General features: G+C 66.4%; 18 protein-coding genes. 11 read left to right on the top strand and 7 right to left on the bottom strand.

The window, feature by feature from the left end; translation table 11 throughout:
- Window positions 1-123: 123 nt before the first annotated feature.
- The 4 genes from GGR17_RS14435 to GGR17_RS14420 all read right to left on the bottom strand — a co-directional run bounded on the left by GGR17_RS14435 (window position 124) and on the right by GGR17_RS14420 (window position 7972).
- Window positions 124-3507 carry an error-prone DNA polymerase gene (locus GGR17_RS14435; RefSeq protein WP_054539285.1) on the bottom strand — a complete coding sequence of 1128 codons (3384 nt, stop codon included), beginning with the start codon at window positions 3505-3507 and terminating at the stop codon, window positions 124-126.
- A complete protein-coding gene (locus GGR17_RS14430) occupies window positions 3504-4985 on the bottom strand; it encodes a Y-family DNA polymerase (protein ID WP_054539286.1) in 1482 nt (493 codons plus the stop codon). The genes GGR17_RS14435 and GGR17_RS14430 overlap by 4 nt, the downstream gene beginning before the upstream one ends.
- On the bottom strand, window positions 4900-5481 hold the full coding sequence (locus GGR17_RS14425; RefSeq protein WP_037208999.1) for an ImuA family protein: 582 nt from the start codon (window positions 5479-5481) through the stop codon (window positions 4900-4902). Before GGR17_RS14425 ends, GGR17_RS14430 begins: the two co-directional genes overlap by 86 nt.
- Before the next feature lie 130 nt (window positions 5482-5611).
- Window positions 5612-7972: an acetamidase/formamidase family protein gene (locus GGR17_RS14420; protein WP_054540417.1), complete on the bottom strand. Its 2361-nt coding sequence runs from the start codon at window positions 7970-7972 to the stop codon at window positions 5612-5614.
- A 343-nt stretch (window positions 7973-8315) separates the two neighbouring features.
- Here GGR17_RS14420 and GGR17_RS14415 point away from each other — a divergent pair, with 343 nt between their 5' ends.
- From GGR17_RS14415 to GGR17_RS14375, 9 genes are all read left to right on the top strand, one after another.
- Window positions 8316-9755, top strand: coding sequence for an acetamidase/formamidase family protein (locus GGR17_RS14415; RefSeq protein WP_054539287.1), 1440 nt, complete (start codon window positions 8316-8318; stop codon window positions 9753-9755).
- Window positions 9756-10063: 308 nt separating this feature from the next.
- On the top strand, window positions 10064-11518 hold the full coding sequence (locus GGR17_RS14410) for an NAD(P)-binding domain-containing protein (protein ID WP_082386611.1): 1455 nt from the start codon (window positions 10064-10066) through the stop codon (window positions 11516-11518).
- 10 nt (window positions 11519-11528) lie between these two features.
- On the top strand, window positions 11529-12560 hold the full coding sequence (locus tag GGR17_RS14405; protein ID WP_054539288.1) for a DUF5591 domain-containing protein: 1032 nt from the start codon (window positions 11529-11531) through the stop codon (window positions 12558-12560).
- Between the two features lie 3 nt (window positions 12561-12563).
- Window positions 12564-13547 carry a type 2 periplasmic-binding domain-containing protein gene (locus GGR17_RS14400; protein WP_054539289.1) on the top strand — a complete coding sequence of 328 codons (984 nt, stop codon included), beginning with the start codon at window positions 12564-12566 and terminating at the stop codon, window positions 13545-13547.
- 236 nt (window positions 13548-13783) lie between these two features.
- Window positions 13784-15265: a 4-hydroxyphenylacetate 3-hydroxylase family protein gene (locus GGR17_RS14395; protein ID WP_054539290.1), complete on the top strand. Its 1482-nt coding sequence runs from the start codon at window positions 13784-13786 to the stop codon at window positions 15263-15265.
- A gap of 2 nt (window positions 15266-15267) precedes the next feature.
- A complete protein-coding gene (locus GGR17_RS14390; RefSeq protein WP_054539291.1) occupies window positions 15268-16458 on the top strand; it encodes an amidase in 1191 nt (396 codons plus the stop codon).
- Window positions 16455-17351, top strand: a complete 897-nt coding sequence (locus tag GGR17_RS14385; RefSeq protein WP_054539292.1) for a polysaccharide deacetylase family protein — start codon at window positions 16455-16457, stop codon at window positions 17349-17351. Before GGR17_RS14390 ends, GGR17_RS14385 begins: the two co-directional genes overlap by 4 nt.
- Window positions 17348-18808 carry an amidohydrolase family protein gene (locus tag GGR17_RS14380; RefSeq protein WP_054539293.1) on the top strand — a complete coding sequence of 487 codons (1461 nt, stop codon included), beginning with the start codon at window positions 17348-17350 and terminating at the stop codon, window positions 18806-18808. The genes GGR17_RS14385 and GGR17_RS14380 overlap by 4 nt, the downstream gene beginning before the upstream one ends.
- Window positions 18809-18814: 6 nt before the next feature.
- On the top strand, window positions 18815-19564 hold the full coding sequence (locus GGR17_RS14375; protein WP_054539294.1) for a maleate cis-trans isomerase family protein: 750 nt from the start codon (window positions 18815-18817) through the stop codon (window positions 19562-19564).
- A 20-nt stretch (window positions 19565-19584) separates the two neighbouring features.
- Here the strand turns inward: GGR17_RS14375 and GGR17_RS14370 are convergent, their stop codons facing one another.
- Genes GGR17_RS14370 through GGR17_RS14360 form a run of 3 tightly spaced genes read right to left on the bottom strand, consistent with a single transcriptional unit; the run spans window position 19585 to window position 22708 of the window.
- Window positions 19585-20604, bottom strand: coding sequence for an aldo/keto reductase (locus GGR17_RS14370; RefSeq protein ID WP_054539295.1), 1020 nt, complete (start codon window positions 20602-20604; stop codon window positions 19585-19587).
- A complete protein-coding gene (locus tag GGR17_RS14365; RefSeq protein ID WP_054539296.1) occupies window positions 20601-21728 on the bottom strand; it encodes an NADH:flavin oxidoreductase/NADH oxidase in 1128 nt (375 codons plus the stop codon). Before GGR17_RS14365 ends, GGR17_RS14370 begins: the two co-directional genes overlap by 4 nt.
- On the bottom strand, window positions 21728-22708 hold the full coding sequence (locus tag GGR17_RS14360) for an ABC transporter substrate-binding protein (RefSeq protein WP_054539297.1): 981 nt from the start codon (window positions 22706-22708) through the stop codon (window positions 21728-21730). The genes GGR17_RS14365 and GGR17_RS14360 overlap by 1 nt, the downstream gene beginning before the upstream one ends.
- 452 nt (window positions 22709-23160) lie before the next feature.
- On the opposite strand from GGR17_RS14360, the gene GGR17_RS14355 reads away from it, so the two are divergent.
- Window positions 23161-24738, top strand: coding sequence for an ABC transporter permease (locus GGR17_RS14355; RefSeq protein WP_054539298.1), 1578 nt, complete (start codon window positions 23161-23163; stop codon window positions 24736-24738).
- Window positions 24735-25184 (top strand): VOC family protein, encoded by a 450-nt coding sequence (locus GGR17_RS14350; RefSeq protein ID WP_054539299.1) that lies wholly within the window; start codon window positions 24735-24737, stop codon window positions 25182-25184. The genes GGR17_RS14355 and GGR17_RS14350 overlap by 4 nt, the downstream gene beginning before the upstream one ends.
- Window positions 25185-25206 lie beyond the last annotated feature (22 nt).

Here is a 25206-nt window from a genome sequence, read left to right as displayed (position 1 = left end):
GCGCGGTTACGGGGCGCGCCGCTATCCGCAAGGCCCCCTCGGGCCGCGCTGTGGGCCCAAGCCGGCGGGCCCGGCACGAGAAAGGCGCTTGTTCTGCGAACAAACCAATCGCGGCGCGGGCCGTCAGTGAAAGTCCCGGCTGGGAAACAGCCGCTTGGCCTGTTCGCGTGGATGCCTGGCGCGGGCGGGCTGGTGGGGCTTGCGCGGCGCATCGTCGGCCCGGGGCTGCGTGATGCCGATAGCGTCATCAAGCGGGTGGCCCAGTTCGGCCAGCCGGTGTGACATATCCTCGATTTGTTGTGCGATCAGATGCACGACACTCCCCTCGCGCTGCAGATGCCCTGTAACCCGCAGCAGCCGCCCGCCCATGACGATACGGCGGAAGCGCTCATAGACTTTGGGCCAGACCACCACATTCGAAACGCCGGTTTCATCCTCCAGGGTCAGGAAGATCACGCCCGAGGCGGTGCCGGGGCGTTGGCGGGTGATGACAAGGCCACAGACGCTGGTGCGTTTGAGCGGTGCGGTGATCAGCCTGTCATGTGGTGTCAGGCCCGGCATGGTGGGGCGCAGCAATTCCAGCGGATGCGCCCGGAGCGACAGGCGCATCGAGACGTAATCCTCGACCACCTCCTCTCCCAGGTGCATGGCGGGCAGGTCCACCTGCGGTTCTTGGATGCTCTCCCCGTCGATCGGATCGTCGAACAGCGGCAAAGGGGCCTGTCCGCGAACGGCCCGGACCTGCCAGATCGCATCGCGCCGGGTCAATCCCATGTCGGCGAACGCATCCGCCTCGGCCAGCCGCTCCAGCACCGGCGGCGCGACACCGGCGCGCAGCCAGACCGATTCCGGCTGGCGATAACCGTTGCCGCGATGCCGGACGATCAGGTCCGCATCCTCTTTCCTGAAGCCCTTGATCTGCCGAAACCCGAGCCGCAGGGCCAGCGTGCCATCCATACGGCGCTCCAGCGTATTGTCCCACACGCTGCTGTTGACGCAGACCGGCCGCACCTCGACCTGATGTTCACGGGCATCGCGCACGATCTGGGCCGGGGCGTAGAACCCCATCGGCTGCGAATTGAGAAGCGCGCAGGCAAAGATTGCCGGGTGATGGCATTTCAGCCAGGCCGAGACATAGGCGAGCATGGCGAAGGCGGCGGCATGGCTTTCGGGAAAGCCGTAGTCGGCGAACCCCTCGATCTGCCCGAAACAGCGTTCCGCCACATCAAGGCCATAGCCGTTGCCCAGCATCCCGTTGATGAATTTGTCCCGGAAGGCCCCGATCGTGCCCATCCGCCGGAACGACGCCAGCGAGCGGCGCAGGTGGTCGGCCTCTTCGGCGGTAAAACCCGCGCCCACCACGGCGATCTGCATCGCCTGCTCCTGAAACAGCGGCACACCCAGGGTGCGTTTCGTGACCTCCTCCAGCGCCGGGCCGAACGGCTCCGGCACCTCCAGCCCCTGCCGCCGCCGGATATAGGGCTGAACCATCCCCCCCTGGATCGGGCCGGGGCGGACGATGGCGACCTCGATCACCAGATCATAGAAGGTCGCGGGCCGCATCCGGGGCAGGAAGTTCATCTGCGCCCGGCTTTCGACCTGAAACACCCCGATCGCATCGGCCCTTTGCAACATGTCGTAGGTCTGCCTGTCCTCTTGCGGGACGGTGGCGATCGTCAACGCCCTGTCCTCGTGCCGCTGCATCAGCCCGAAAGCCTTGCGGATACAGGTCAGCATGCCAAGGCCCAGCACATCGACCTTCAGAATGCCCAGCGTGTCGATATCGTCCTTGTCCCATTCGATGATCGTGCGCGCCTCCATCGCCGCGTTCTCGATCGGGCACAATTCGTCCAGCCGCCCCCTGGTGATGACGAAACCGCCCACATGCTGCGACAGATGCCGGGGAAAGCCGATGATCTCGCCGATCAGGCGGATGGTCTGGGCAAGCCGGCGGTCGGCCGGGTCGAGCCCCAGTTCGCGAATGCGCCCGGCATCGGCGCCACTGTTGGAATGGCCCCAGATCTGCCCCGAAAGACCGGCTGTCACATCCTGGGACAGCCCCATCACCTTGCCCACCTCGCGGATCGCGGCACGGCTGCGGAAATGGATCACGGTCGCGCATAGCCCGGCGCGGTGGCGGCCGTATTTTTCATAGATCCACTGAATCACCTCTTCGCGTCGCTCATGCTCGAAATCCACATCGATATCCGGCGGCTCGCCCCGGTATTTCGAGACGAAGCGCTCAAACACCATGGCGATCTGGTCGGGGCTGACATCGGTGATGCCGAGCAGATAGCACAGGATCGAATTGGCCGCCGAGCCGCGCCCCTGGCACAGGATGCCCTGCGAGCGGGCATATTGGACAATGTCGTGGACCGTCAGGAAATAGGCGGAAAAGCCCAGCTCCGCGACCAGCTTCAACTCTTTCGTCATCAGGCCGAGAACCCGCCCGGACGCGCCACCCGGATAGCGGCGCCCGAGCCCTTCGCGGGCCAGGCGCTCCAGCCGCTCCTGCGGGGCTTCGCCCTGAGAGGCTTCATCGGGATATTCATAGCTCAGCTCACTCAGGCAGAAGGCGCACCGGGCGGCGATTTCCAGGGTTCGGCGCAGGGCGGCGGGATGATCGCGGAACAGGCGCGCCATATCTGCGCCCCCTTTCAGGCGGCGTTCGGCATTGGGCAGGGCGCGGGTGCCGATCTGATCGATGGTGATATGCGCGCGCATGCAGGTCAGCACATCGGCCAGTTGCTTGCGGCTGGCCCGGTGCATCAGAACATCCCCCACCGCGACCATCGGCGCGGATGTCTTCTGGGCAAGGCGGGCGCAGGCAGTCAGCCAGGCCTGATCGGACCCGTCATACCGCGGCGCGGCCCCTACGAAGACATGGCCGGGGAAACTTTTGCGGACTTGCCGGATAGGCGCCTCGGCCACCTCCACGCCCGCGCGCGGCAGGGCGATCAGGATCATGCCGGTGCAGGATCGCAGCATGTCCGCCATGTCGAGGTGGCATTCGCCCTTCCCGGCCCGCCGCTTGCCCAGAGACAGCAGGCGTGTCAGCCGCTGATAGGCCGCCCGGTCCCGTGGCAGGGCGATCCAGTCCACGGGGCTGTCACGCAGGACCAGGCGGCAGCCAATGATCAGCCGGGGCAGTTTGGGTGCCGAAGGGCGCGAGATGCCTTGCGCATTGCCCAGCTCCTGCCGCGAGCAACTGTCGGTGCGGCATTGAGAGCGGATGCGGATCGCCTCTTCGGCCTCGCGCCGCAGTTCCTTCAGCGCCGAAAACGCCCGCACCACGCCCGCCAGCGAGTTGCGGTCGGTGATGGCGATGGCCTCGAGCCCCAGTTCGGCGGCCCGGGCGATCAGCTCCTCGGGATGAGAGGCCCCCGTGAGAAAGGTGAAATTCGAGGTGACGCACAGCTCGGCATAGCCCGGTGCGCCGGCCCCGCTCTGCAGCAGATCACGGCGGAAGGCCTTTACGGGCCGCAAATCACGGTTCACTTCGATCATGCGAATTCCCCCTGCACGAACCAGCCGGGGTTTTGCGGCGTATAATAAAGCCAGAGCCGCCGCCCCTGCAGGGTTTCCACCTGCCAGTAGTCGCGCACGCCACTGCGCCAGTTGTCATCCTCCAGCCACCATTCGGGGGCGATGCGTTCCGGCCCCGTTGCCCGCGCGGCCGCAAACGCCATGCGCCGCCAGCGGAAATGCTTTGGCGGGCGGGCGCCCGAACCCGCGATGGGCTCGGGCGGGAACAGGCGCAGGGGGCGCGGGCGCGGAGCCACCCACGGGCCGTTTTCCGGCGCGGAATAAGCGGCGGGGGCGATCAGAAAGGCGCGCTCGGGGATATGGCTGTCGGCGGGCAGAAAGCGCAGCACATTCTCCAGCCCGATACGGTTGCCGATACGGGTCACGAGATCATCCAGCCCGTCCTGCCCCGGCGGGCCGCCATGGCCGAGCTGTTGCATCGGCAAGGGCTCGATCTGGACCGCTTCAAGCCGCAGCTGGTCAATGCCGAAACCGGCCTCGATCCCTTCCACGCCGCGCCGGAACAGGGGCAAGATGCGGTGCGGATCCCGCATGGCGCTGGCAAGGCGCAGCTCGAGCTGCTGGCTGCCCTGATCGACGCGGCGCAGGGTCAGGCACAACACCCGCGCGCCCATCTCGTGGGCTTTCAGCCGGGCGCAAAGCCGGGACAGCAGGCGCTCGGTTCCGGCCATCACGTCATCGGCCAGGCCGATCGGGTCCGGCAGGGCCATCCGCACACCGAAATGAGGAGGGTCGGCCAGCGGGCTGATCTCTTCGGCCTGCGCGCCCGATGCCTGATCCAGGCGCAGCAACAGCCCCGGCCCAAAGCGCCGCGCCAGGGGCGCGCGGGGTGCGGCGGCCAGATCAGCCACTGTCCGCAACCCCAGCCGCTGCAGGGCCACCGATGTCGCCTGTTCCAGCCGCAGCGCCGCCACCGGCAGCGGCCCGAGCGCCGCCAGCGCCGCACCCGGGGGCGCCACGCCCTCGCCATGGCGGGCCAGCGCCCATGCCGCACCGCGCGTATCGGCCAGCCCCAGCCGCACCGACACCCCCGTCCGCGCCATCCGCGCGCGCATATCGGCCAGCATTTCGCCCTCGCCGCCCCACAGATGCGCCGAGCCGGTGATATCAAGCACCAGACCATCCGCGCCCTCCAGCCCCACCCAGGGGCAATAGCGCGTGGCCCAGCGGCGCAGGGCGTGCAGAAACCGCGCCTCCTGTGCCGGGTCGGCGGGCCTGGTGATCAGATCCGGGCAAAAGGCGCGCGCATCGGCATAGGCCATACCGCGGTGCAGGCCCTGCCCTTCGGCCAGCGCGTTCAGGCAAGAAAGCCGCTCGGCATTGTTCTGCTTCAGCGTCAGGGCGAAAGGCCCTTCAACCGGGCGCGCCCTGAGAACCCGGTCGCTTCCCAGCCGGGGGAACCACATCGAGACGACGCGCCGCTGCATCCCATCGAACATCCCAGACCCCAAGTGTTCCTGATTTGTTCTTGATAAGCTCCCATCGCATCCGAGTCGAGTCAGATGCGTCGAAAACCGGGGTGCAGTGCCAGCGGGTTTCGGCGGCATTGCTGCCCATCCCCTCGGGGATCAGGCACAGCCCCGTGGTGCCGCCGGACTTGGCCGCCAGTTGCAGCCGCCGGCCCGCCTTCAGGCTGAGGGGCGCGCCAAGCTCGACGATCACCAACGGCACGGCGCCATCGCCCAGCGCCACTTCGGCCACGGCCAGCGCTTCGCGCTGGTCACCGGCCCGCGCCACCAGCAAGCGCGCAGGATCGGCAAAGGCGCCGAAGGCAACCGGATTCACCTGCTCATGCCGCCAGGCCTCGACAACCCAGAGCACAGGGCCGCTGCCTTGCGCGCAGACCGCCCCGGCAAAACCGGGCGCCCCCGGCCCACAAGCTTCGTGGACGCGGGATTTGCGCAAGGGGAAATGGGCGGAAAGATCGGCAGGCATGGCCGCAATCTATCGCGCGACCGGCCCGAAAGAAAGCGCCTCTCATACGTCAACCTTTTCGGAAATCGCCCAGGCGCCTTCCCACCCACTCCCCGAATGCCGGGCCCGCGCCCCCTGGCCGCAAGCCCGTTCAGGAACCCGATGATCCACCCACGGCATTGCCGCTGTGCTTGTCGCCGAACAAGGAGCGCCGGATACTGACATGGACGCCGAAATTCCCATCCGCAACCTGGGTAACGCTGAAATCCGCCGCGACGGACAACAGCGCGTGGGCATCGTCTTCGGTCAAACCATAAGTGTCGATCAGAAAGCGGCGGGCCTGACGGAAAGCGTTTCGCAACGCGCGGTCAAGTGACGCGCGCGTGTAGACATCGGTCTGCGCGCTGCGGCCGAGATCGCGCAGGTGGTTTTCGAAACTGAAGCTCTGGATCACCCATTCCTCGGGCGTCTCGATCAGCGGCGTCGAGAGGCCCCGGATCTGCGGAACGGTCTGTGCCCCCGCCTTGTGCAGGCGCAGGCGGACCGTGCCGGTGAGCGACATCTCGAGCCCTGTGCCGTTGATCTCGCCGTCGCCCTGGCTGAAATGGCCGTCGCCGATCGACAGCAGCGCCCCCTCGACCGCGACGGGCAGATAGACGCGCGATCCCGGCCCGGCGCGCCAGTTGTCGACATTGCCGCCGAAATAGCCGGGCGGGATGCTGTCGACGATCTCCGCCTCGCGCGGGGCGACGCCGATGAAACCGAAATGCGGGCGCGCGGGGATGGTGACATTGTCGAGGGAAGGCCGCCGTTCGATCAGGCGATGATCGACCGGGATCCCCGGGTAATCCATCGTCTCATGCACCACGCCGAACGGGTCGGTCTGCGGTGTCCAGACATATTGATACAGCGCCCGCGCCTCGTCCGGCCGCTCGAGATCGACCTCGAAGATGGTGATCGTCTCGTGCCGCTTGGTGCCCTTGAGCGGGTCGTTGTACTGATATCCCCACCAGGCCGAGGCGTTCGAGCCGAACGCCTTGCCACGGTACAGCGGATTGGCCGAGGGGCGCGGGGCGATCTCGAGGATTTCGACCTCGAGCACATCGCCCGGCTCGGCGCCGTTGACATGGATCGGCCCGGTGCAGATGTGAACGCCAAAGCCCTCGCCCGCGCCGCGCCCGAAGATCGAGGCATCCATCGGCCCGGCGCCGCGCCGATCCACCGGCTTGGCCTCGCGGGTCCAGTGAAACACGCTTTGCGCGCCCGGATCGCCCTCGACAAAACGGGCGTAATCGTCACCGCCGTGCTGGGTCAGGGTTTCAACCCTGACCACCGCGCCGGACGGCACGTAAAGAACGGGCGGAATGGCGCGGCTGATATAGCCCCAATGCACCGTATCCGCACGGGCGGGCAACAGGAAATCAGCCATGTTGTCGGGGTTCGGCGCCGGTTCGGGCAGGTCCGAGGCCGGATCGCAGGGCTCGCCATGGGGCGGCGGAGGCTGGCCTTTCGCGGGATGCTTCACCGCACCGCCCGGATGGCCGCGAAACGCATATGGCAGGCGGGCCTCCAGATTGTCCTCGCGCAGGGCGCTGGCCGATATGCCGAAGGCCTCGCGGAACGAGCGGCTGAAATGCGACGCGCTGGCAAAGCCCCAGCGATGGGCGATCTGGGCGATGCTCACGCCATTCTGGCTGATGTTCAGAAGATCGGCCCGGCTGCGCTCCAGCCGCTTCTGGCGGACATAGCGCGAGAAGCTGTCGCCATGAAGCTCGAACAACCGCTGCACATAGCGCGCCGAAAGGCCCACCTGCCCCGCGATGTCGGCCAGTGTCAGATCGGGCCGCTGCAACCGTGTGTCGATCGCCGCCGCCACGCGCCGGAAATGGGCGACCTGCACCGGCGTCATGGCGCCCCCGTCGAAATCGGCCTCTCCGATCAGGGCGCTGCACAGCAGATCCAGCAGCGCGCCCTCGCTCGCGGCCAGATCCTCTTGCGTCAGGGCATCGAACTGCGCCCCCAGAACCCCCAGCATCGAGCGCGCCATGTCGGCGGCCACGGACCCGCCCAGCACAAGCGGCAGCCGGGGCTTCTGGCGGCCAAGGCGCGTCGCCACGGCCGAGCGGGGCAGTTCCAGCAGGATCGCCTTCGCATCCCCCGACCAGCGCAACTGCCAGTCATTGCCCTGATCGAGCACCGCCAGATCGTTCTGCGCGAAATATTGCAGGTGGCCCTGTGCCGAAAGAACGCCGCGGCTGCGCAGCGTCAGGACAAACAGAAGCGGGGCCGGCCGCGGCTGAACCCTGGCGGGGCGCAGATCCTGCGCCGGGGCCACGATCCGGCCGATCCGCAAGCCGCTGACCGATTGCAGAACGCTGAGCGCCCCGCTCAACCCGGCCCCGGCATCCTCCGCCGCCGCCAGCCCGAACGCCGCCAGGCGCTGGCGCCAGACATCGGCCCGTGCCGCTTCGGGAAAGGTCGAAAGATCCAGGTGATCGGGGTCAGATGTCATATCCATTGCTCCAAGCCTAACGCGCGGCCGCGTGATGCCGGGCCTGTAATCGTCTTGCGTTTTTGACTTTCCGCCACTATGCCGCTTTTTTGCGCGGAAGTGTCGCCACGCGCTTTTCACCATATGCACAATCTGTTGCCCGGGCGCGCAGCCCGGCATGGCACGCGCCCGCCCCTCCCCCTCCGACAGGTCCCATACCCTTCTGATTTTACGTCATATTCACGCCTTTTCAGGCGCGTGTGCAGGCGATTCTGCCGGTGTGGCGCAACGGTTGCCGGATTCGCCGGACTGCGTCCATTGCTAGGAACCACACCAAAGTGACCACCAGCAGGAGAGAGATAACATGTGCCGTGGAGATGATGTGAACTGCCCCGATTTCGAGACCCATTTCAAAGCCTTCAAGCAGGAGATCGACCCGGGCCGCCGGAATTTCCTGCGCAGCGGCATGCTGGGCGCGGCCGCGGGCGCGGCGGGCGGCCTGTCGCTCGTGACCCCGGCGCTGGCCCAGACCAGCGCCAGGAACGGCCCCGCCACGCCGTCTTTCCACTACCTTCCGGCCACTGCCGAGACCGTGCATTGGGGCTATTTCAGCAAGACCCTGAGCCCCCGCGTCGAAATCGACAGCGGCGATTTTGTCACCATCGAGACCCTGACCCACCATGCCGCCGATGATCTGGAGCGGATGGTCCAGGGCGATGAAGGCGCCGAGAGCGTGTATCTGTGGACCAAGGACAAGAAGGGCGTGGAACGGCGCGGGGCCGGTTCCACCGATCCGGCGGTCTACAAGATCGGCTCGGGCGAAGGACAGGGCGTGCATATCATGACCGGCCCGGTCTATGTGCGCGGCGCGGAACCCGGCGACGTGCTGGAGGTGCGGATCCTCGATTGCACCCCGCGCCCCTCGGCCAACCCCGAATTCACCGGCAAGAGCTTTGGCTCGAACGCCGCCGCCTGGTGGGGGTTTCACTATAACGACATGCTGAATGACGCCAAGCGCGAGGTCATCACGATCTACGAGGTTGATGCCACCGGCGACAAGAGCTGGGCCCAGGCGGTCTATAACTTCAAATGGGTGCCCCAGACCGATCCCTACGGCATCACCCACCCCACGATCGACTATCCCGGCGTGCCGGTCGATCACAGCCTGACCAGCCGCAACTACGATGTGCTCAAGGGCATCCGCGTGCCGATCCGCCCGCATTTCGGCACCCTTGGCGTCGCGCCGTCCGAGGCCGATTTCGTCGATTCCGTGCCGCCCAGCTACACCGGCGGCAATGTCGACAACTGGCGCATCGGCAAGGGGGCGACCATGTACTACCCCGTCGCGGTCGACGGCGCGCTGCTGTCGGTCGGCGACCCCCACGCCTCTCAGGGCGACAGCGAGCTTTGCGGAACGGCGATCGAATGTTCGCTGACCGGCACCTTCCAGCTGATCCTGCACAAGAAGGCCGATCTGGGCGGCACGCCGCTGGAAGAGATGGATCACCCGATGCTCGAAACCCAGACCGAGTGGCTGGTGCACGGCTTTTCGGTGCCCAACTACCTCGACACGCTGGGGCCGACCGCGCAATCCGACATCTATGGCAAATCCTCGATCGACGATGCGATGCGCGATGCGTTCCGCAAGATGCGGAAATTCCTGATGACCACCAAGGGCCTGACCGAGGACGAGGCGCATTCGCTGATGTCGGTCGGGGTCGATTTCGGTATCACGCAGGTCGTCGACGGCAACTGGGGCGTCCATGCGATCGTCAAGAAAGACATCTTCGCGGGCCGCGTCTGATCCGGCGTTTCAGGCATCCGGTGCGCGCGCCTTCGGGTCCGCGCACCGGGCTGTTCGGGGGGCGCCGGCACGCCAGCGGCCCCTGCGCCTTGCACGGCTGAACAAGATTTAGGCACAAGCGTGGACGAGCGCGCGTGTTTTCTTTGCTCGCTTGGCAGCGCACCGGGCGGGGCTTCCGCCCTTCTAAACCCCACCCCGGAAAATCCTTAGAACGGAGGCCGAGACAGGTCGTTGCAACCGGAGAAACGGGCACGCCCGAAGCCAGCCCCCTGAACGGGGGCGTCCATCCGCCCTGATCAGGAGTTTCCATGACCGATCCGCTCGACGCGTTGGCCGCGCAGGCGCAAGCCCAGCTTGACATGCTGTCCTATCCCGCGCGGCCATGGGTCGTTCCGCGCCAGCATGAGGGCACCGAGGTGCTGGACGTCGCGATCGTGGGCGCCGGGCAATCCGGCATGACCATCGCGCTCGGTTTGATGCGTGAGAACGTGACGAATATCCGCCTTTATGAACGGGCCTTGCCGGGCAAGGCCGGGCCCTGGCGCAGCTTCGCGCGGATGAAGACGTTGCGAACCCCGAAACATGTCTCCGGCCCCGAGATGGGGATACCGGCGCTGACGCCCGAGGCGTGGTACCGGGCCCGTTTCGGGGATCTGGCCTGGGCGCAGCTTGGCAAGATCCCGCGCGAAGACTGGCAGGATTATCTGGACTGGCTGCGCGACACGGTGAACCCGCCGATCCGGCACGGCGTCGAAGTGGTGGATCTGGAGCCCCTTCCCGGCGGCATCACCGCCGTTCGCCAGCGCGATGCCGCGGGGCGCGAGACGGTGGATTACGCCCGCGCCGTGGTGCTGACCCCGGGGATAGAGGCCACCGGCGCCTGGGCGGTGCCCGATTTCGCGCGCGCCGCCCTGCCCGAGCCGCTGTTTGCGCATACCGCCGATGACATCGACTTTGCCGCGTTGAAGGGCAAGCGTGTCGCCGTGCTGGGTGGCGGGGCCTCGGCCTTCGACAACGCCGCCCGGGCGCTGGAGGCGGGCGCGCATGTGGATATGTTTGTGCGCAGGCCGAAACTGCCGCCGGTGAACCCCTATCGCTGGATGGAGTTCACCGGCTTTCTGCGCAATTTTCCGGATCTGGATGATGCGAGAAAATGGGCGTTCATGCAGCGGATCTTCCGCATGAACCAGCCGCCCCCGCAGGACACCTACAACCGCTGCGCCGTGTTCGGGGCCTTCCGCATCCATTATGAAAGCCCCTTCACCGATCTGCATGAGGCCGGCGGCAAGATCCGCATCACCACGCCAAAGGGCGGTTTCGACGCGGATTTCCTGATCGTGGGCACCGGCATGGTGGTGGATTTCACCGCCCGGCCAGAGCTGCGCCGGATGGCCGCCGACATCGCCACCTGGGCCGACAGGCACGGGCCCGCGCGTGGCCCCGGGGATTACGGGCTGGGCAGCTATCCCTATCTGGGCGATGCCTTCCAGTTCCGGGGCAAGACCGAAGAAAGCGACGCCATGCTCGCCCGGCATTACTGCTACACCTTCGCGTCGATGGTGTCACAGGGCTGCTCCGCCGGCATCTCGGCCCTGAAATTCGGGGCCGAGCGGGTGGTGCGCGGCATCACGCGGCAGCTTTTCACCGAAGATGCCGACGCCCATCTGGCCGCACTGATGGCCTATGACGAACCCGAACTGCGCCCCGAGGCCGCGCCCATGCCTGATCCCGCCCTTGCCGATTCCAGCGAAACACCTGTGTGAAAGGTTTCAGATGTCGAACAAAGTGATCGTCGAAGACAAGGCGGACCGGTTCCACCAGTCGCAGGAAAAGATCCAGCCCCCCTATGCGCTGGACCCCGAGCTGTGCCTCTACAGCCCGCAGGACAACCTCGAATCCCTCACCCATCCGCGGATCGCCGACTGGATCGCCTTCATCACCGAGCGCTACATGCCGGAGCTGCCGCAAGAGGGGCGCAAGGTGCTGCTGATGCTGCCCTGCACGGCGACAAAGCCCTATCCCTTTTCCTCGGAACATCGGGCGATCAACCGGCGGCTCTACGACGAAGGCTTCCGCCCCATCGCCCGCCAGCCGCTGGCGCAGGAGCTTTGCGCGCGCCTCGGGCCGGACGATCCGCAAGAGCTGATGGACGTCTCGATCCTGAGCGACGGCAAGGGGACGTATATCCACCGCGCGGTGATTTCCGAGCCCATGGCGCTGGTCCCCTACGAAACGGTTACCGGGTACGAGGGCAAGCCCTCGCCCTCCCATGCCTACGACGATCCGGGGCTTTTCGAAAAGCGCGGCAATGCGGTCTCTCCCTGGCGGGCGGACAGCACGGCGCAACAGGTCGGGCCCGGCAAGTGGATCTGGGGCGCGAACGAGAAACGCGCCTATGTCGAGATGCACAATATCATGGCCACCTTGCTGGCCAAGGTAATGGAACGGATCGGCGGGCTTTACGATGCGCGGATTTCATGGGTGGCGCCCGGCCTGACGCACCGCAGTTTCGTGCTGGAAAAGGCGGCGCGCAAGGAACACGGCGTCACCGCCTCCAAGCTTTGCGGCACAGAGCGGCTGGCCTTCGTCGGTGCCAACGATCTCCTGCCGCCCGAGCTTCGCATCACCTGCCTGCCCGAGACCGCCGATTGCACCGATGCGATAGAGCAGCTGGCGCGGCGTCTCGGCACCACGCCCGATCGTGTCGGCGGGGCCTGGTCGCGGGGCGGCGCCAATGCCACACCGCTCGCCCTGCCCGAACTTCTCGACGTGCTGATCACCCGCATTCACCAACTGGAAAGCTGAGCCATGACGTTGAAACTGAGTATAGGGGCCTCTGACTGCGACCGTATCCGGCCGCTGATCGACGGGGCGGTCACGATCGACGGGGTCGAGGCCGATTGGCATGTTCACGGCGTGCAGCAGCTTTTCAACGAACAATGCACGCACCATACCTATGACGCGGCCGAATTTCCGCTGGCAACCTATCTGCGTGATCTCGAAGGCGCGCGGCGCTATCTGGCGCTGCCGGTCTTTCCCTCGCGCCATTTCCGCTTTTCCTGCGTCTTCGTGAACAAGGCCGCCGGGCTGAAGGCCCCCGCCGATCTGGCCGGCAAGCGTGTCGGCATACCGATCTGGGACATGGCCGCCGCCGTCTGGCTGCGGGGAATTTTCGACGAACACCATGGCCTCGACATGCGGGCGCCGGTCTATGTGACCAACGGGCTGGAGTTCGGCCGCACCGCCGACGAGCACCCGCAGGCCTATCCCGGCGGGTTCGAGATCATCCACGCCAGCGATGACGGCGGGCTGGCGAAGATGCTGGCGGACGGCAAGATCGACGCGCTCTACACCGCCGGCGCCCCGTCAACCTATGCCCCCCATGATCCGGATTGCCCCGTCGCGCGGCTGTTTGATGATCCGGTGGCGGCAGAGACGGCCTATTACCAAAAGACCGGGATCTTCCCGCCGATGCATATCTTCGCCCTGAAACGCGAGATCGCCGAGGCCAATCCGGGCCTGACACGGCGCCTTTACGCCGCGCTCTGCGATGCGCAGGGCGAGGCGCGCGCACGGCTTTTCAACAGCGCCGCGCTCAACGTCATGCTGCCATGGCTGTTCGACCACCTGCTGGAAAGCGAACGCAGGCTCGGCGCGGATTACTGGGCCGCCGGCTTCGCGGCCAATCGCGAGACGCTGGAGACCGTGATAGGCTACATGAGGAACGAGGGCCTGCTGACGACAGATTTGACGGCCGGGGACATGTTCGATGCCGATATGCGCGCCACCTGAAAAGCCCCGCACGGGGGCAGGCAGGATATGGCCGCCCCTGCGCTCTGAAATGCCTGTGCCTGCGGGGCGTTTTCTGCGGGATTGACCCACTTGCGCCGCCTTTCCAGACTTGCCGCGACACCCCGTCGCCGGATCCGAAAAAGGGCAAGTGGAGACGGGGGCCGTTTGCAAACCAGATGCCCGCGGTGCATCGCAGGATAAGATTCCCCTGCGCCGCCGAGACCGGAGTTTACCCCATGCCCAAGAACGGCGCCGCCCACCTTGCAAGCCTTCAGGACGACCGCTGCGTCTTCATCGATGGCAAGCGGGTCGAGAATGTCACCACCGATCCCGCCTTCAGGGGCGCCGTGGCCTCGGCCTGCGCCCTTTATGATTACCAGGCCGCACCCGAGAATATCGAGACGATGACCTTCGCCTCGCCAAAGACCGGCGCGCGGGTGAACAAATCCTGGATGATGCCCACCAGCCACGCCGAGCTTGTCGCGCGGCGCGTGTCGATCGAACGCTGGTCGGCACAGACCTGCGGCATGCTGGGCCGGTCGCCCGATCACGTCGCCTCGACCTTCGTGGGTTTCCGCATGGGGCTGGATGTGTTCGGCGCGAATGATCCCAAACGCGCCGCCGCGCTGGCCGATTATTTCGACTACATCCGCGACAATGACATGTTCCTGTCCTACGTGATCGTCAATCCGCAGGCAGACAAGGCGAAATCCGCCTCCGGCCAGCCCGACAAGAACCTCGTCGCCTCCATCGTTGATGAAGACGCCGAGGGCGTGACGATCCGGGGGGCCAAGATGCTGGCCACCTCCGGTATCCTGGCGAACGAGATCATGGTGTCGGGCTTTCAGGCACTGCAGCAGGGCGACGAGGATTACGCCTTTACCGTCGCCATGCCGCTGGCGACCAGGGGGCTGAAACTCTTGTCGCGCCGCTCTTACGAAGGCGCGGCCACCTCGACCTTCGACTACCCGCTCTCCGCGCGCTTCGACGAGAATGACGCGGTGGTGGTCTTCGACGATGTCAAAGTGCCGTGGGAGCGGGTCTTCGTCTACAGGGATCTGAAGATGGCGCAGGCCCAGTGGCACCAGACCCGCGCCCATGTGATGCAGAACTATCAAAGCATGATCCGGCTGACGCAGAAGCTGCATTTCCTGCTGGGTCTGGCGCGCAAGATCGCCGATCTGAACAACATCATCACCTATCCGCAGGTGCGCGAACAGCTCGGCCTTATCGCCGCCAAGGTCGCCAACATGGATGCGCTTGTCATCGCGATGGAAGCGAAAGGCGAGCAGTTCGGGCAGTATTTCGTCCCCGACCGCAGCCTGCTGTGTACCGCGCAGGTGGTGGCGCAGACGACCTATCCCGAGATCGTCGAGGCGATCCGCCTGTTGTCGGGGGGCGGCATGATCATGGTGCCGTCATCGCATCTGGATTTCGCGGCGGACGAAACCGCCGACATCATCGCCCGCACCCAGCGTTCGCCCGTTGCCGGTTCGCACGACCGGGTGAAGCTGATGAAACTGGCGTGGGATGCGGTCGGGTCAGAGTTCGGCTCGCGGCACCTGCAATACGAGATGTTCTATTCCGGCGCGCAATTCGTGACCCGCGGCAACAGCTTCCGCTTCTTCGATTGGGACAACGCCAAGACCCGGGTGGATGATTTCATGGCCAGCTACGATCTCGACGTCGAGAACAAGCTGAACGTCGCGGCGGAGTGATCATGACGCAGATTGAAACGATCCGCCGGGCCGCCTTCGTCGGGCATAGCCCCGCGCCCTTTCGCGCCACATGGGAAGGGCCGTTGGCCGATCTCTCCTTCGCGGTGAAGGATCTGTTCGATATCGAAGGCGCGGTGACAGCCTGCGGCAACCCCGACCGGCTGAAGGCGGGGGTGATCGCCCGCGCCACGGCGCCCGCGGTGCAGATTCCGCTGGCCGCCGGGGCGCAATGCGCCGGCAAGACCCATACCGACGAGGTCGCCTGCGGCATGTTCGGCGACAACGAGTTCTTCGGCACGCCGATCAACCCCGCCGCCCCCGACAGGGTGCCGGGCGGATCTTCCGCCGGCTCGGCCTCGGCGGTGGCGGGCGGGCTGGTCGATTTCGCGCTTGGCACCGATACCGGCGGCTCGATCCGGGTGCCGGGCAGCTTTTGCGGCATCTTCGGGCTGCGCACCACCTTCGGACGGATCTCCGTGGCCGGTGTCATGGCGATGGCGCCCAGCTTTGATACCGTGGGCTGGATGGCGCGTTCTCCGGCCGTGATGTCCCGTGTGGGCGAGGTTTACTTCGGCCCCACGGGCGATCTGTCCGCCACCCGCCTGTTGCTGGCGCGCGATGCTTTCGCGATCCCCAACCCCCGCGTGGCGCAGGCGCTCTTGCCGCTGGCCAGGGCGCTTGGCCCCGTGGCCGAGGTCGATCTGTATCGCGGCGGCGTGGCGCATTGGCTCGATACGTTCCGCCCGCTGCAACTGGGCGATCTTCACGCCACGCTCGGCACCTGGGCGGCGGCGGAGGGGCGGCAGGTCTCGGCCTCGATCGCGCAACGCATGGCACTGGCCGCGACAGTGACCGCCGCCGATATCGCCCCCGCCGCGCGCTGGCGCGAAGGGCTGACGGAGCACATGATAGATCTGCTGGGCGCGGACGGGGTGATCTGCATCCCCACAGCCCACGATCTGCCCCCCTTCGTGGGCGGCGGTCTGGAGCAGTTGATCGAGTTCCGCGAGAAAACCCTTGCGCTGACCTGCGTGGCCTCGCTCGCCCGCCTGCCCCAGCTCAACATCCCCGCGACGATGGTCGAGGGCGTGCCGGTCGGCCTTTCGTTCATCGCCGGCCCGCGCGGAGAGGAGCGCCTGCTGGCCATGGCCGCCACGCTCCACGCGCAACTCCCGGCAGGGCGGGCCGCATGAGCCAGCGCGATTTCATCGGCTACGGGCGGCACAAGCCCGATTTCCGCTGGCCCGGCGGGGCGGGTCTGGCCATCGTCGTGGTGCTGAACTTCGAGGAAGGCGCCGAGCCCTCGATCCCCGACGGTGATCCGGCAACCGAACTTGCGCTCACCGATGCGATCATCGGCGAGGTGCCCGCCGGCACGCGCGATCTGGTGGCCGAAAGCCTTTTTGAATACGGCAGCCGTGCCGGGTTCTGGCGGCTGGCCGATCTCTTTGCCGAGCTGGACCTGCCACCGACGGTTTCGGCCTGCGCACAGGCGCTGGCGCGCAACCCCGACGCCGCCGGGCTGATCGCCGAAGCGGGCTGGGATGTCTGCGCCCATGGCGACCGGTTCATGCGTCATTTCCTGATGGACGACGCACAGGAACGCGCCGCCATCGCCAATGCCGTGTCGGGCATCACCCGCGCCATCGGGCGGCCGCCGACCGGCTGGCAGAGCCGCTATGCGCCATCGGTCCGCACCCGCGCGCTGATCGCAGAGCATGAATGCCTGTTCTACGACGCCGACAGCTATGCCGACGATCTGCCTTTCTGGCATGACGGGCGGCTGATCGTACCGCACAGCTTCACGCTGAACGACAACCGCCTGGCCAGCGCCAAGCTGCCCACGGCCGAGGATTTCCGCGCCTATCTGGCCTCTGCGTTCACCACGCTGCTGCGCGAAAGCCGGAGCTCGCCGCGGCTGATGACGATCAGCCTGCACAACCGCGTCTCGGGTCAGCCGGCGCGGTTCGACGCGCTGCGCGGCTTCCTGGCCGACATCCGCGCAACCGAGGGCGTGTGGTTCGCCGGGCGCGCCGATGTGGCGCGTCATTTCGCAGGCGTCTGCCCGCCGCCCCCGGCGGCATGAGCGGGCTGGTGCTCAAGGGCGGGCTCGTCGCCTGCCCGCTGACCGCAAAGGTCGTGCCGCGTGATCTGGTGATCCGTGACGGGCGGATCGCCGGGGATCACGGCACCGACCTGCCGCAGCGCGACATTTCGGGCCATATGGTCATCGCGGGGCTGATCAATGCCCATACCCACGGCCACGCGAACCTGAACAAGGGGGTGGCAGACCTCTGGCCGCTGGAATTTTCGCTGACGCATGGCGGCTGGATGGCTGCCGGGCGCGACGCGCAGATGGTTTACGATTCCACGCTGCTGGGCGCGTGGGACATGCTGTCGAGCGGCGTCACAGCGGTCTATGATCTGGTCGTCGGAATGCCCGCGCCGGAACCCGAGCATCTGCACGCCGTGGCCCGGGCCTATCACGACGCCGGGCTGCGTGCCGTCATCGCCCCCATGGTCGCCGATATCGGCTTCGCCGACTCGATCCCCGGCCTGGCCGACGCGCTGCCCGCCGGCAGGGCCAAAGCGCTGACCGGCACGCCGCAGGATCCCCAGACCCTGCTGCGCAGGATCGACGAGGCCATGGGCTTTGATCTGCCCGAGGGGATCGTCTGGGGCCTTGCCCCGACAATTCCGCACCAATGCACGCCCGAGTTTCTGCAAGGCGCCGCCGACCTGGCCCGCGCGCGGGGCTGGCGCCTGCATATGCATGTCGCCGAAAGCCGCCTTCAGGCCGAGGTGGCGCGCGCGCTCTGGAACGCCTCGCCGGTCGATCGTCTGCACGAGCTTGGGATTCTGGGCCCCGACTTCACCGTCGGCCACGCCGTCTGGCTGGAGCGGCGCGATTTTGCCACCCTGGCCCGCTATGGCGCGACGATCGCCCATGTTCCCGCGTCCAATCAAAGGCTTGGCGCCGGTGTCGCCCCCCTGCGGATGATGCTCGAAGAAGGGGTGACCGTGGCCCTTGCCACCGATGGCGCCAATTCCTCGGACGCGATGAACATGTTCGAGGCGATGCGCCACGCCACCAACCTGTCGCGGCTGTGGGAGACGCCGGCCCGCCGCTGGGTCGGCGCCGCGCAGGCCTACGGGATGGCGACGCTGGGCGGGGCCGCGGCCATGGGGCTGGCGCCCGCGACGCTCGCCCCCGGTGCGCCGGCCGATCTGGTCTGCCTGTCACTGCAAAGCCCGGCTTTCTGTCCGCTCAACGCGCCGATTACCCAGATGGTCACGGCCGAAAACGGCGCCTCTGTCGCCCATGTCTTCGTCGCCGGGCGCGAGGTGCTGCATGCGGGCCGCCCCACCGGCTTTGACCCCGACGCCCTGCGCGCCCGGATCGCAGGATTCATGCCCCGGCTCGAGGCGAACCGCGCCGACATCCGCGCCCTTGCCGAAACCACCGTGCCCCATGTCCGCCGTTTCCTGGACAACCGCCGCCGCCCCGATCTGGGCTTTACCCGAAACCTGCCCTGCGAATGAGGTCCCATGCCCCTGCCCTATCCCTATAACCCGGCCGAGAGCTACACGCGCATCGGCCATATCATGCCCTCGTCCAACACCTGGGCAGAGCCGCTGACCTACGCGATGAACATGCAGGAGGCCGGGCGGATATCGCACCATTTCTCGCGCATCACGGTGCAGAAACTGGCGCTGAATGCCGCTTCCGAGGCGCATTTCCAGTTCGAACCGATGCGCGCCGCCGCGCGTCTGCTGGCCGATGCGCCGCTCGACGTGATCACCTGGAACGGCACTGCCGCCAGCTGGCGCGGGATAGAGCAGGATCTCAGGCTGTGCGAGGCGATCGAGGCCGAAACGGGGATCAAGGCGACCTCGGCCACCATCGGCTATTATGACCTCTTCGCGCGGAAGAACTGGAAGAAGATTTCCCTCGCCGTGCCCTATACCGAAGACGTGACCGCCGCGATCGTCGAGAATTACACGCGCTCCGGTTTCGAGGTGGTGCATGCGGTCTCGCTCGGCTGCGTGGCGAATGTCGATATCGGCGCGACCCCGCCGGACAAGGTGCGCGCGCTGCTGCGCGCCGCCGCCCATGACGCCGCCGATTGCATCGCCGTGGTCTGCACGAATTTTCCGGCCACCGCCCTGGCAGAGGAGATCGAGGCAGAGACAGGCATCGCCATGGCGGATTCCATCTCGGTCACCTATCTCGACGCCTGCCTGAAGGCCGGGGTGACGCCGAGGATCACCGGCTGGGGCAAGATGTTCGATATGTGATACTGTCCCGGCGGCGATGCTCAGGGCGTCGGCGCGTCTTGCACCAGCAGCCCTTGGGATTTCAGGTCGGACCAGAGCGCCGGGGGGATGACAGTTTCAAGGGCGGCCAGGTTGCGCAGAACCTCGGCCGGTTTGACCCCGCCAAGCACCACCGAGGCGACGCCGGGATGGGCCAGCGCGAATTGCACCGCGGCATCGGGCAGCGGCACGGCATGGGCGGCGCAAACCGCCTCTATCCGCGCGACGCGGGCCATGATGTCTGGGGGCGCGGTTTCATAGTTATACCGGGCCCCGGCCACCGCGCCGGTGGCAAGGATGCCGGAGTTGAACACCCCGCCGAGGATCAGCGCCGTGCCGGTGGCTTTCGCCTTGGGCATCAGCGTGGCAAGCGCGGGCTGCTCGAGCAGCGAATAGCGGCCGGCAAGCAGGATCACATCGTAATCCGCATCGCCCAGGAACCGCTCGGCCATCTCATGATCGTCAAGGCCAAGGCCGTATCCCGCGATAACCCCTTGTGATTTCAGATCCGAAAGCGCGCGCGTGGCGCCCTCCACCGCTTCGCGGTAGCCGGCTTCGATCCGGTCCGCGCCATGGGTCCAGGGGTCTGTGTCATGGATCAGCAACAGGTCGATCCGGTCGGTCCCCAGACGCAGCAGCGATTGTTCGACCGACCGCATGGCGCCGTCATAGCTGTAATCGAACTGCGGCCGATGCGGCAAAGAGCCGACGAAACCGCGCGCGGGAGCGGCCGGTTTTCCCTGTCGCTGCGGCTGCATGACCCGGCCGACCTTGGTGCAGATCACCACCTCGTCCCGGGCGACGCCGCGCAGCGCGGTGCCGGTGCGATGCTCGGCCAGCCCATTGCCGTAATGGGGCGAGGTATCGACCAGATTGATCCCGGCGCGCAGCGCGGCCTCGACCGTGGCGATCGCCTCGTGTTCTTCGAGCCGGGCATAGAAATCGCCCAGCGGGGCGGTGCCGAAACCGATCCGGCTGACGCCCAGACCGGTTTCGCCAAGCTCCGCCCGCGCTGGTCTCATGGCTTTGCCCGGCGGAACTGGTTGTAGAAGGCATAGCGCAGCGGCTGCACGAAATCCGGCCGTTCAGCGCCCAGTGCTTCGGCGCATTGGCGCGGAAAGTCGAAATTGTTCAACATCTCGCTGGCGATCGCCACAAGATCGGCCTTGCCCGCATCCAGGATACCGGCGGCCGTCTCGGGGCTGTGGATGCCGCCCACCGCCATGGTCGCCAGCCCGCTTTCCGCGCGGATCGTTGCCGCCATATCGTGCTGCTCGGTGATGTCGCCCTTGATATAGGCGCCGTTCGTGCTCATCGCCGCGCCACCGGCGGAGCAATCGACCAGATCGGCCCCGGCCTCTTTCAGCCCCTGTGCAAGGGCCAGGGTATCTTCGATCACCAACCCGCCCTCGACGCGGTCGATACAGGACGCGCGGTAGAACAGCGGCATATCGGCGGGGATCACGCCGCGCAGATCGGCCGTGATCTCCAGCGGCAGGCGCATGCGGTTGCCGGCCGTGCCGCCATAGCCATCTTCGCGCGCGTTGCACAGCGGCGACACGAAGCTGTGCAGCAGATAGCCATGCGCGCCGTGGATTTCGATGAAATCGAAACCGGCGGCCACGGCGCGCCGGGCGGCGGAAACGAAATCGGCGCGCACCTGCACGATCCCGTCCAGCGTCAGCGCGCGGGGCGTGGGCCAGTCATCGTGATATTTCAGCGCCGAAGGGGCCAGCGTTTGCCAATATCGCGGATCGCTCTCCGGCAGGAACCGGCCCCCGTTCCAGGGCGCATCGGTTGACCCCTTGCGCCCGGCATGGCCGATCTGGATACCGACGGGGATACCATGGCGGTGAAAGATCGCCGCGACGCGCGACAGGCCCTCGACCTGGTCATCCCGCCAAAGGCCAAGACAGTCGGGCGTGATCCGCCCTTCGGGGCTGATCGCCGTCGCCTCGACCAGCGCGCCGCCGAGGCCGGAAAGCGCCATATGCGCGTAATGATCGAAATGCCAGCCGCCCGCCCGGCCATCCTCGGCCGCATATTGGCTCATGGGTGACAGAACCATGCGGTTGCGAAAGGTCACACCCCTGATTGTCAGGGGTGTGAACAGGGCAATCCCTTGCCCGAGTTTCATGTCGTTCATCAGATTTCGGCAAGCAGCGACGTGTCGAACATGTCTTTGGTGGCCGGGATGCCGACATTGTTGAGCGAGGCAAGTGTCTGCTCGATCCAGACGTCATCCATCGAATAGACCCCCTCGGGATGGTCGATCAGGCCCACCTGGATGTTCGAGTGGAACTGGGTCATGTCCGGGGTGTAACCGTTGCCCTTGAACCAGCTGTCCTCCCATCCGAGGGCGGCGTTGCCGGGGGCCTTGAACTCTTCGACCCATCCCTTGCGCGAGGCGCGCAGAAACCCGACCAAATCGTCGCGCCGCGCGGCCAGCGTATCCTCTGTCACGCACACGAGATCCTGTCCATAGACCATGCCGACATCGGAAAAGAGGATGAAGCCCGTTTCCTTTTGCGCCGCCTGGGCCACGACATAGGGCATCGAGGTCATGAAATCGACGACCGCATCCACCTGCCCCAGCGCAAGCGGGGTCGGGTCGAAGGTGTAGGGAACAAAGGTGATCTTGTCGGCATCGACATTGTTCAGGTCCAGCACGATCTTGAACGGGCCGATGTTCAGCGGCGGGCAGGCGATGGTCTTGCCTTCCAGATCCTTCAGCGTGGTGATGCCGCTTTCCTTCAGAAAGATCACGCTGTCGGGGCTTTTCTGAAACTGCGCGCCGATCACCTTGAACCTGGCGCCCTTTTCAAAGATCGCCTCGGCGGTTTCCAGCGGCGAGGTCAGCGCGACATCGGCCTTGCCGGTCAGAAGCGAGGCCTGCGGGATCACATCGGGGCCGCCGGGGATATAGTCGATCTCCAGCCCTTCCTCGGCGTAGAACCCTTCTTCCATGGCGATGTAATACCCGTTGAATTCGGGATCGTTGATCCAGATGGCCTGCAGGGTGAGTTTCGTGGTGGCGCCAAGCGCTGCCCGGCCCGGAAGCACGGCAGCGGCGGCAAGGCCACCCAGGGCGGAGGCGGTGAAAGCGCGGCGGGAAAGCTTGGTCATGGCAATATCCTGATGTTGGGATTGTTGAAAGCTTCGGCGCGGTCCGTTTTTCCGGTTCCCGTCGCGAAAGCTTAGAAAGCCTTGTGGGGCACGGTCAATTTGGCTGTCTTGCCTGCCACTGCGCGCTGACTTGTTTAATTTCGCGCGGCCGCGACAAGCGCCGAAAAGCGATAAAATACCAAGCGAAACGCCGCAAAACGCTGAATTTGAAGCCGGTTTTGCACTTTCACAAGCCGCCGGGCCGCGCGCGTTTCCCGAGTGTCACGGCCCGTTGCACAGCTTTTATACAGTTTCATGACAGGCCCGCATCTGCGGCCAAGTTTTACCGCGTCACGGGTCGAGCCACGAGTGTGGCCGCCCCCGCGCCAACACGGCAATCTGTCAGACAGGGCGGGCATCCCGGCATGGCCGTCCAGACTGCCGCGCCTCCCTACTGGCCAAGATCGGTTCACATGCCCGCCAAGATGTTTTCCCTTTCCCCCCGCCTCGCCCGTTCGCGGCCCCGCATCCGCGCTGCGCGGGCCTTGGGGCGGGTCCTTGTGGCGGCTCTGGTGCTGCTGGCCTGGCATCTGCTCGGCTCGGGCACACAGACGGGCCGGCTGATCCTGTCCAGCCCGGTCTACATCCTCCGGGAACTGTGGATCGGCGCGGATCTTTTCGTGATGCACGGGGTCGCGACGATCAGGGTCGCGCTGACCGGCTTCGCCCTAGGCTGCGGCGCGGCCTTCATCGGCGCGCTGCTCTTTTGCCTCGTGCCGTGGCTTCATACCGTTTTTCGCGGGGTGAATATCGCGATCTACACCATGCCGGCGATCGTGATCGGCCCGCTTCTGGTGCTGTTCTTCAAAGGCGACTGGCCGCAGACCATCCTGGCGGCGCTGATGGTCTATTTCCCCGCCATGTCAACGATGCTGCTTGGCCTGAAAGAGGTCGACCGCCGCCTGTCGGACCTGATCGAGGTCTATGGTGGCGGCGAGGCAGAGCTGATGCGCTATGTGCGCCTGCGCGGCAGCCTGCCGCAGATCTTCGCCGGGCTGCGTGTGGCCGCACCGATCGCGGTGCTGGGCGCGGTGCTGGGCGAGTTCGGCTCCGGCACCCGCTTCGGCTTTGGCTCTTTCCTGCTCTCGACCCTGCCGCAGGCCAATCCGGCGCGGCTCTGGGGCATCGCGATCTCGACCTCGGCCATCGCGCTTTGCGGCTATCTCGTCTTTCTTCTGCCCGCCGTCTGGCTGCAACGCACCACGCAAAGCGTGACGCTGGCGCCCGCGCTGCACACCGACCCTCCTGCCGGCGGCCGGTGGGGGCGGGCCGGCTTTGGCCTGATCGCGCTGCTGCTGCCCTTCGTGCTCTGGGCGCTTCTGATCAAGGGCGCCGACCTGCCGCCGATCATCGCGCCCACCCCGATCGAGACGATCCGGTTCATCTTTACCGAAAACGCCTATCCGATCTGGAAGGCGCTAGGCGTTACCCTGCCGATGGCGGCGCTGGGGCTGATCGCGGGGCTGGCCTTTTCCTTCGTGCTGGCGGCGCTGTCGATCCTCGCCCCGGCAGTGGCGCGGGCGCTGGTGCCGGTGGCGATGCTCGTTCAGAACACGCCGCTGGTGGCGTTGGTGCCCTTTGTCGTGCTGGCCTTCGGGCGCGGGATCACGGCCTCGGTCTTTCTGGCGATGCTGGTGGTCTTTTTCCCGGCCTATGTGCTGCTGAATCAGGGCTTTGCCGCCATCCCGGCGGCGGCGCGGGATCTGGTGTCGGTCTATGGCGGGTCGCGCTGGCAGCTTTTGTGGCGCATCGCGGTGCCCTATTCGATCAGCTATTTCTTCGCGGCGGCCAAGATGGTCGCGCCCATGGCGCTGCTGGGCGTCATGGTGGCGGAATGGCTGGTCAGCGGGGTCGGTCTGGGCAATCTGCTGAACATTTCCCGCCCGGCGCTGGATTACGAAACCATCTGGGCCGGCGCGCTGGTCTCCATCCTGATCTCGGCCGGCACTTACGAACTGGTCGGCATGCTCGAACGCAAGACCCGGCGATGAGCTTTCATCTTCACCACGTCTCTCTCACGGTCGGCGATCTGCCCGCGGCCATGGCGTTTTTCACGAAGGCTTTCGGCTTTCACGCCGATTTCGTGGAAGAAGACATGGGCCCCGACATCGCCCGCATGGCAGGGCACGCGGGGCTGCTTTGCGCCTTCACCCAGATGCGCGCGCCGGGCCCGGGTATGGTGTTGGAGCTGATCTGCTTTCACGATGCCGCCGGCCCCGCGCCGCAGGGGGATGCGCTGCCGTGGCGGCCGGGGGCGGGCCACATCTGTTTTCACGTCGACGATCTGGAAAAGGCGCTCGACACCTGCCGCGCCGCCGGGGCCGAACTGCTGGGCGAGGTCATCGGCTTTCCCGGCGGGCGCTGCTGCTATCTGCGCAGCCCCGGCGGTGCCTTTGTCGAGCTGGAGTGGATCGTCCCCGCCGAACCGACGCCCTGAGACGACATTCGGCGCGTGATGC

It is taken from the genome of Actibacterium naphthalenivorans (genome assembly GCF_014196965.1).
Classification (GTDB): Bacteria; Pseudomonadota; Alphaproteobacteria; order Rhodobacterales; family Rhodobacteraceae; genus Actibacterium_A; species Actibacterium_A naphthalenivorans.
The sequence above is the reverse complement of the archived record's forward strand: the minus strand, read 5'-3'. Positions and strand labels throughout refer to the sequence as shown.

Excerpts from the sequence above, each read along its gene's own strand:
- GGR17_RS14410 (WP_082386611.1), top strand. The coding sequence starts at position 10,064 with ATGACCGATCCGCTCGACGCGTTGGCCGCGCAGGCGCAAGCCCAGCTT.
- GGR17_RS14400 (WP_054539289.1), top strand. The coding sequence starts at position 12,564 with ATGACGTTGAAACTGAGTATAGGGGCCTCTGACTGCGACCGTATCCGG.
- GGR17_RS14395 (WP_054539290.1), top strand. The coding sequence starts at position 13,784 with ATGCCCAAGAACGGCGCCGCCCACCTTGCAAGCCTTCAGGACGACCGC.
- GGR17_RS14355 (WP_054539298.1), top strand. The coding sequence starts at position 23,161 with ATGCCCGCCAAGATGTTTTCCCTTTCCCCCCGCCTCGCCCGTTCGCGG.
- GGR17_RS14435 (WP_054539285.1), bottom strand. The coding sequence starts at position 3,507 with ATGATCGAAGTGAACCGTGATTTGCGGCCCGTAAAGGCCTTCCGCCGT.
- GGR17_RS14425 (WP_037208999.1), bottom strand. The coding sequence starts at position 5,481 with ATGCCTGCCGATCTTTCCGCCCATTTCCCCTTGCGCAAATCCCGCGTC.
- GGR17_RS14415 (WP_054539287.1), top strand. The coding sequence starts at position 8,316 with ATGTGCCGTGGAGATGATGTGAACTGCCCCGATTTCGAGACCCATTTC.
- GGR17_RS14420 (WP_054540417.1), bottom strand. The coding sequence starts at position 7,972 with ATGACATCTGACCCCGATCACCTGGATCTTTCGACCTTTCCCGAAGCG.
- GGR17_RS14375 (WP_054539294.1), top strand. The coding sequence starts at position 18,815 with ATGCCCCTGCCCTATCCCTATAACCCGGCCGAGAGCTACACGCGCATC.
- GGR17_RS14405 (WP_054539288.1), top strand. The coding sequence starts at position 11,529 with ATGTCGAACAAAGTGATCGTCGAAGACAAGGCGGACCGGTTCCACCAG.
- GGR17_RS14385 (WP_054539292.1), top strand. The coding sequence starts at position 16,455 with ATGAGCCAGCGCGATTTCATCGGCTACGGGCGGCACAAGCCCGATTTC.
- GGR17_RS14365 (WP_054539296.1), bottom strand. The coding sequence starts at position 21,728 with ATGAACGACATGAAACTCGGGCAAGGGATTGCCCTGTTCACACCCCTG.
- GGR17_RS14390 (WP_054539291.1), top strand. The coding sequence starts at position 15,268 with ATGACGCAGATTGAAACGATCCGCCGGGCCGCCTTCGTCGGGCATAGC.
- GGR17_RS14430 (WP_054539286.1), bottom strand. The coding sequence starts at position 4,985 with ATGTTCGATGGGATGCAGCGGCGCGTCGTCTCGATGTGGTTCCCCCGG.
- GGR17_RS14370 (WP_054539295.1), bottom strand. The coding sequence starts at position 20,604 with ATGAGACCAGCGCGGGCGGAGCTTGGCGAAACCGGTCTGGGCGTCAGC.
- GGR17_RS14350 (WP_054539299.1), top strand. The coding sequence starts at position 24,735 with ATGAGCTTTCATCTTCACCACGTCTCTCTCACGGTCGGCGATCTGCCC.
- GGR17_RS14380 (WP_054539293.1), top strand. The coding sequence starts at position 17,348 with ATGAGCGGGCTGGTGCTCAAGGGCGGGCTCGTCGCCTGCCCGCTGACC.
- GGR17_RS14360 (WP_054539297.1), bottom strand. The coding sequence starts at position 22,708 with ATGACCAAGCTTTCCCGCCGCGCTTTCACCGCCTCCGCCCTGGGTGGC.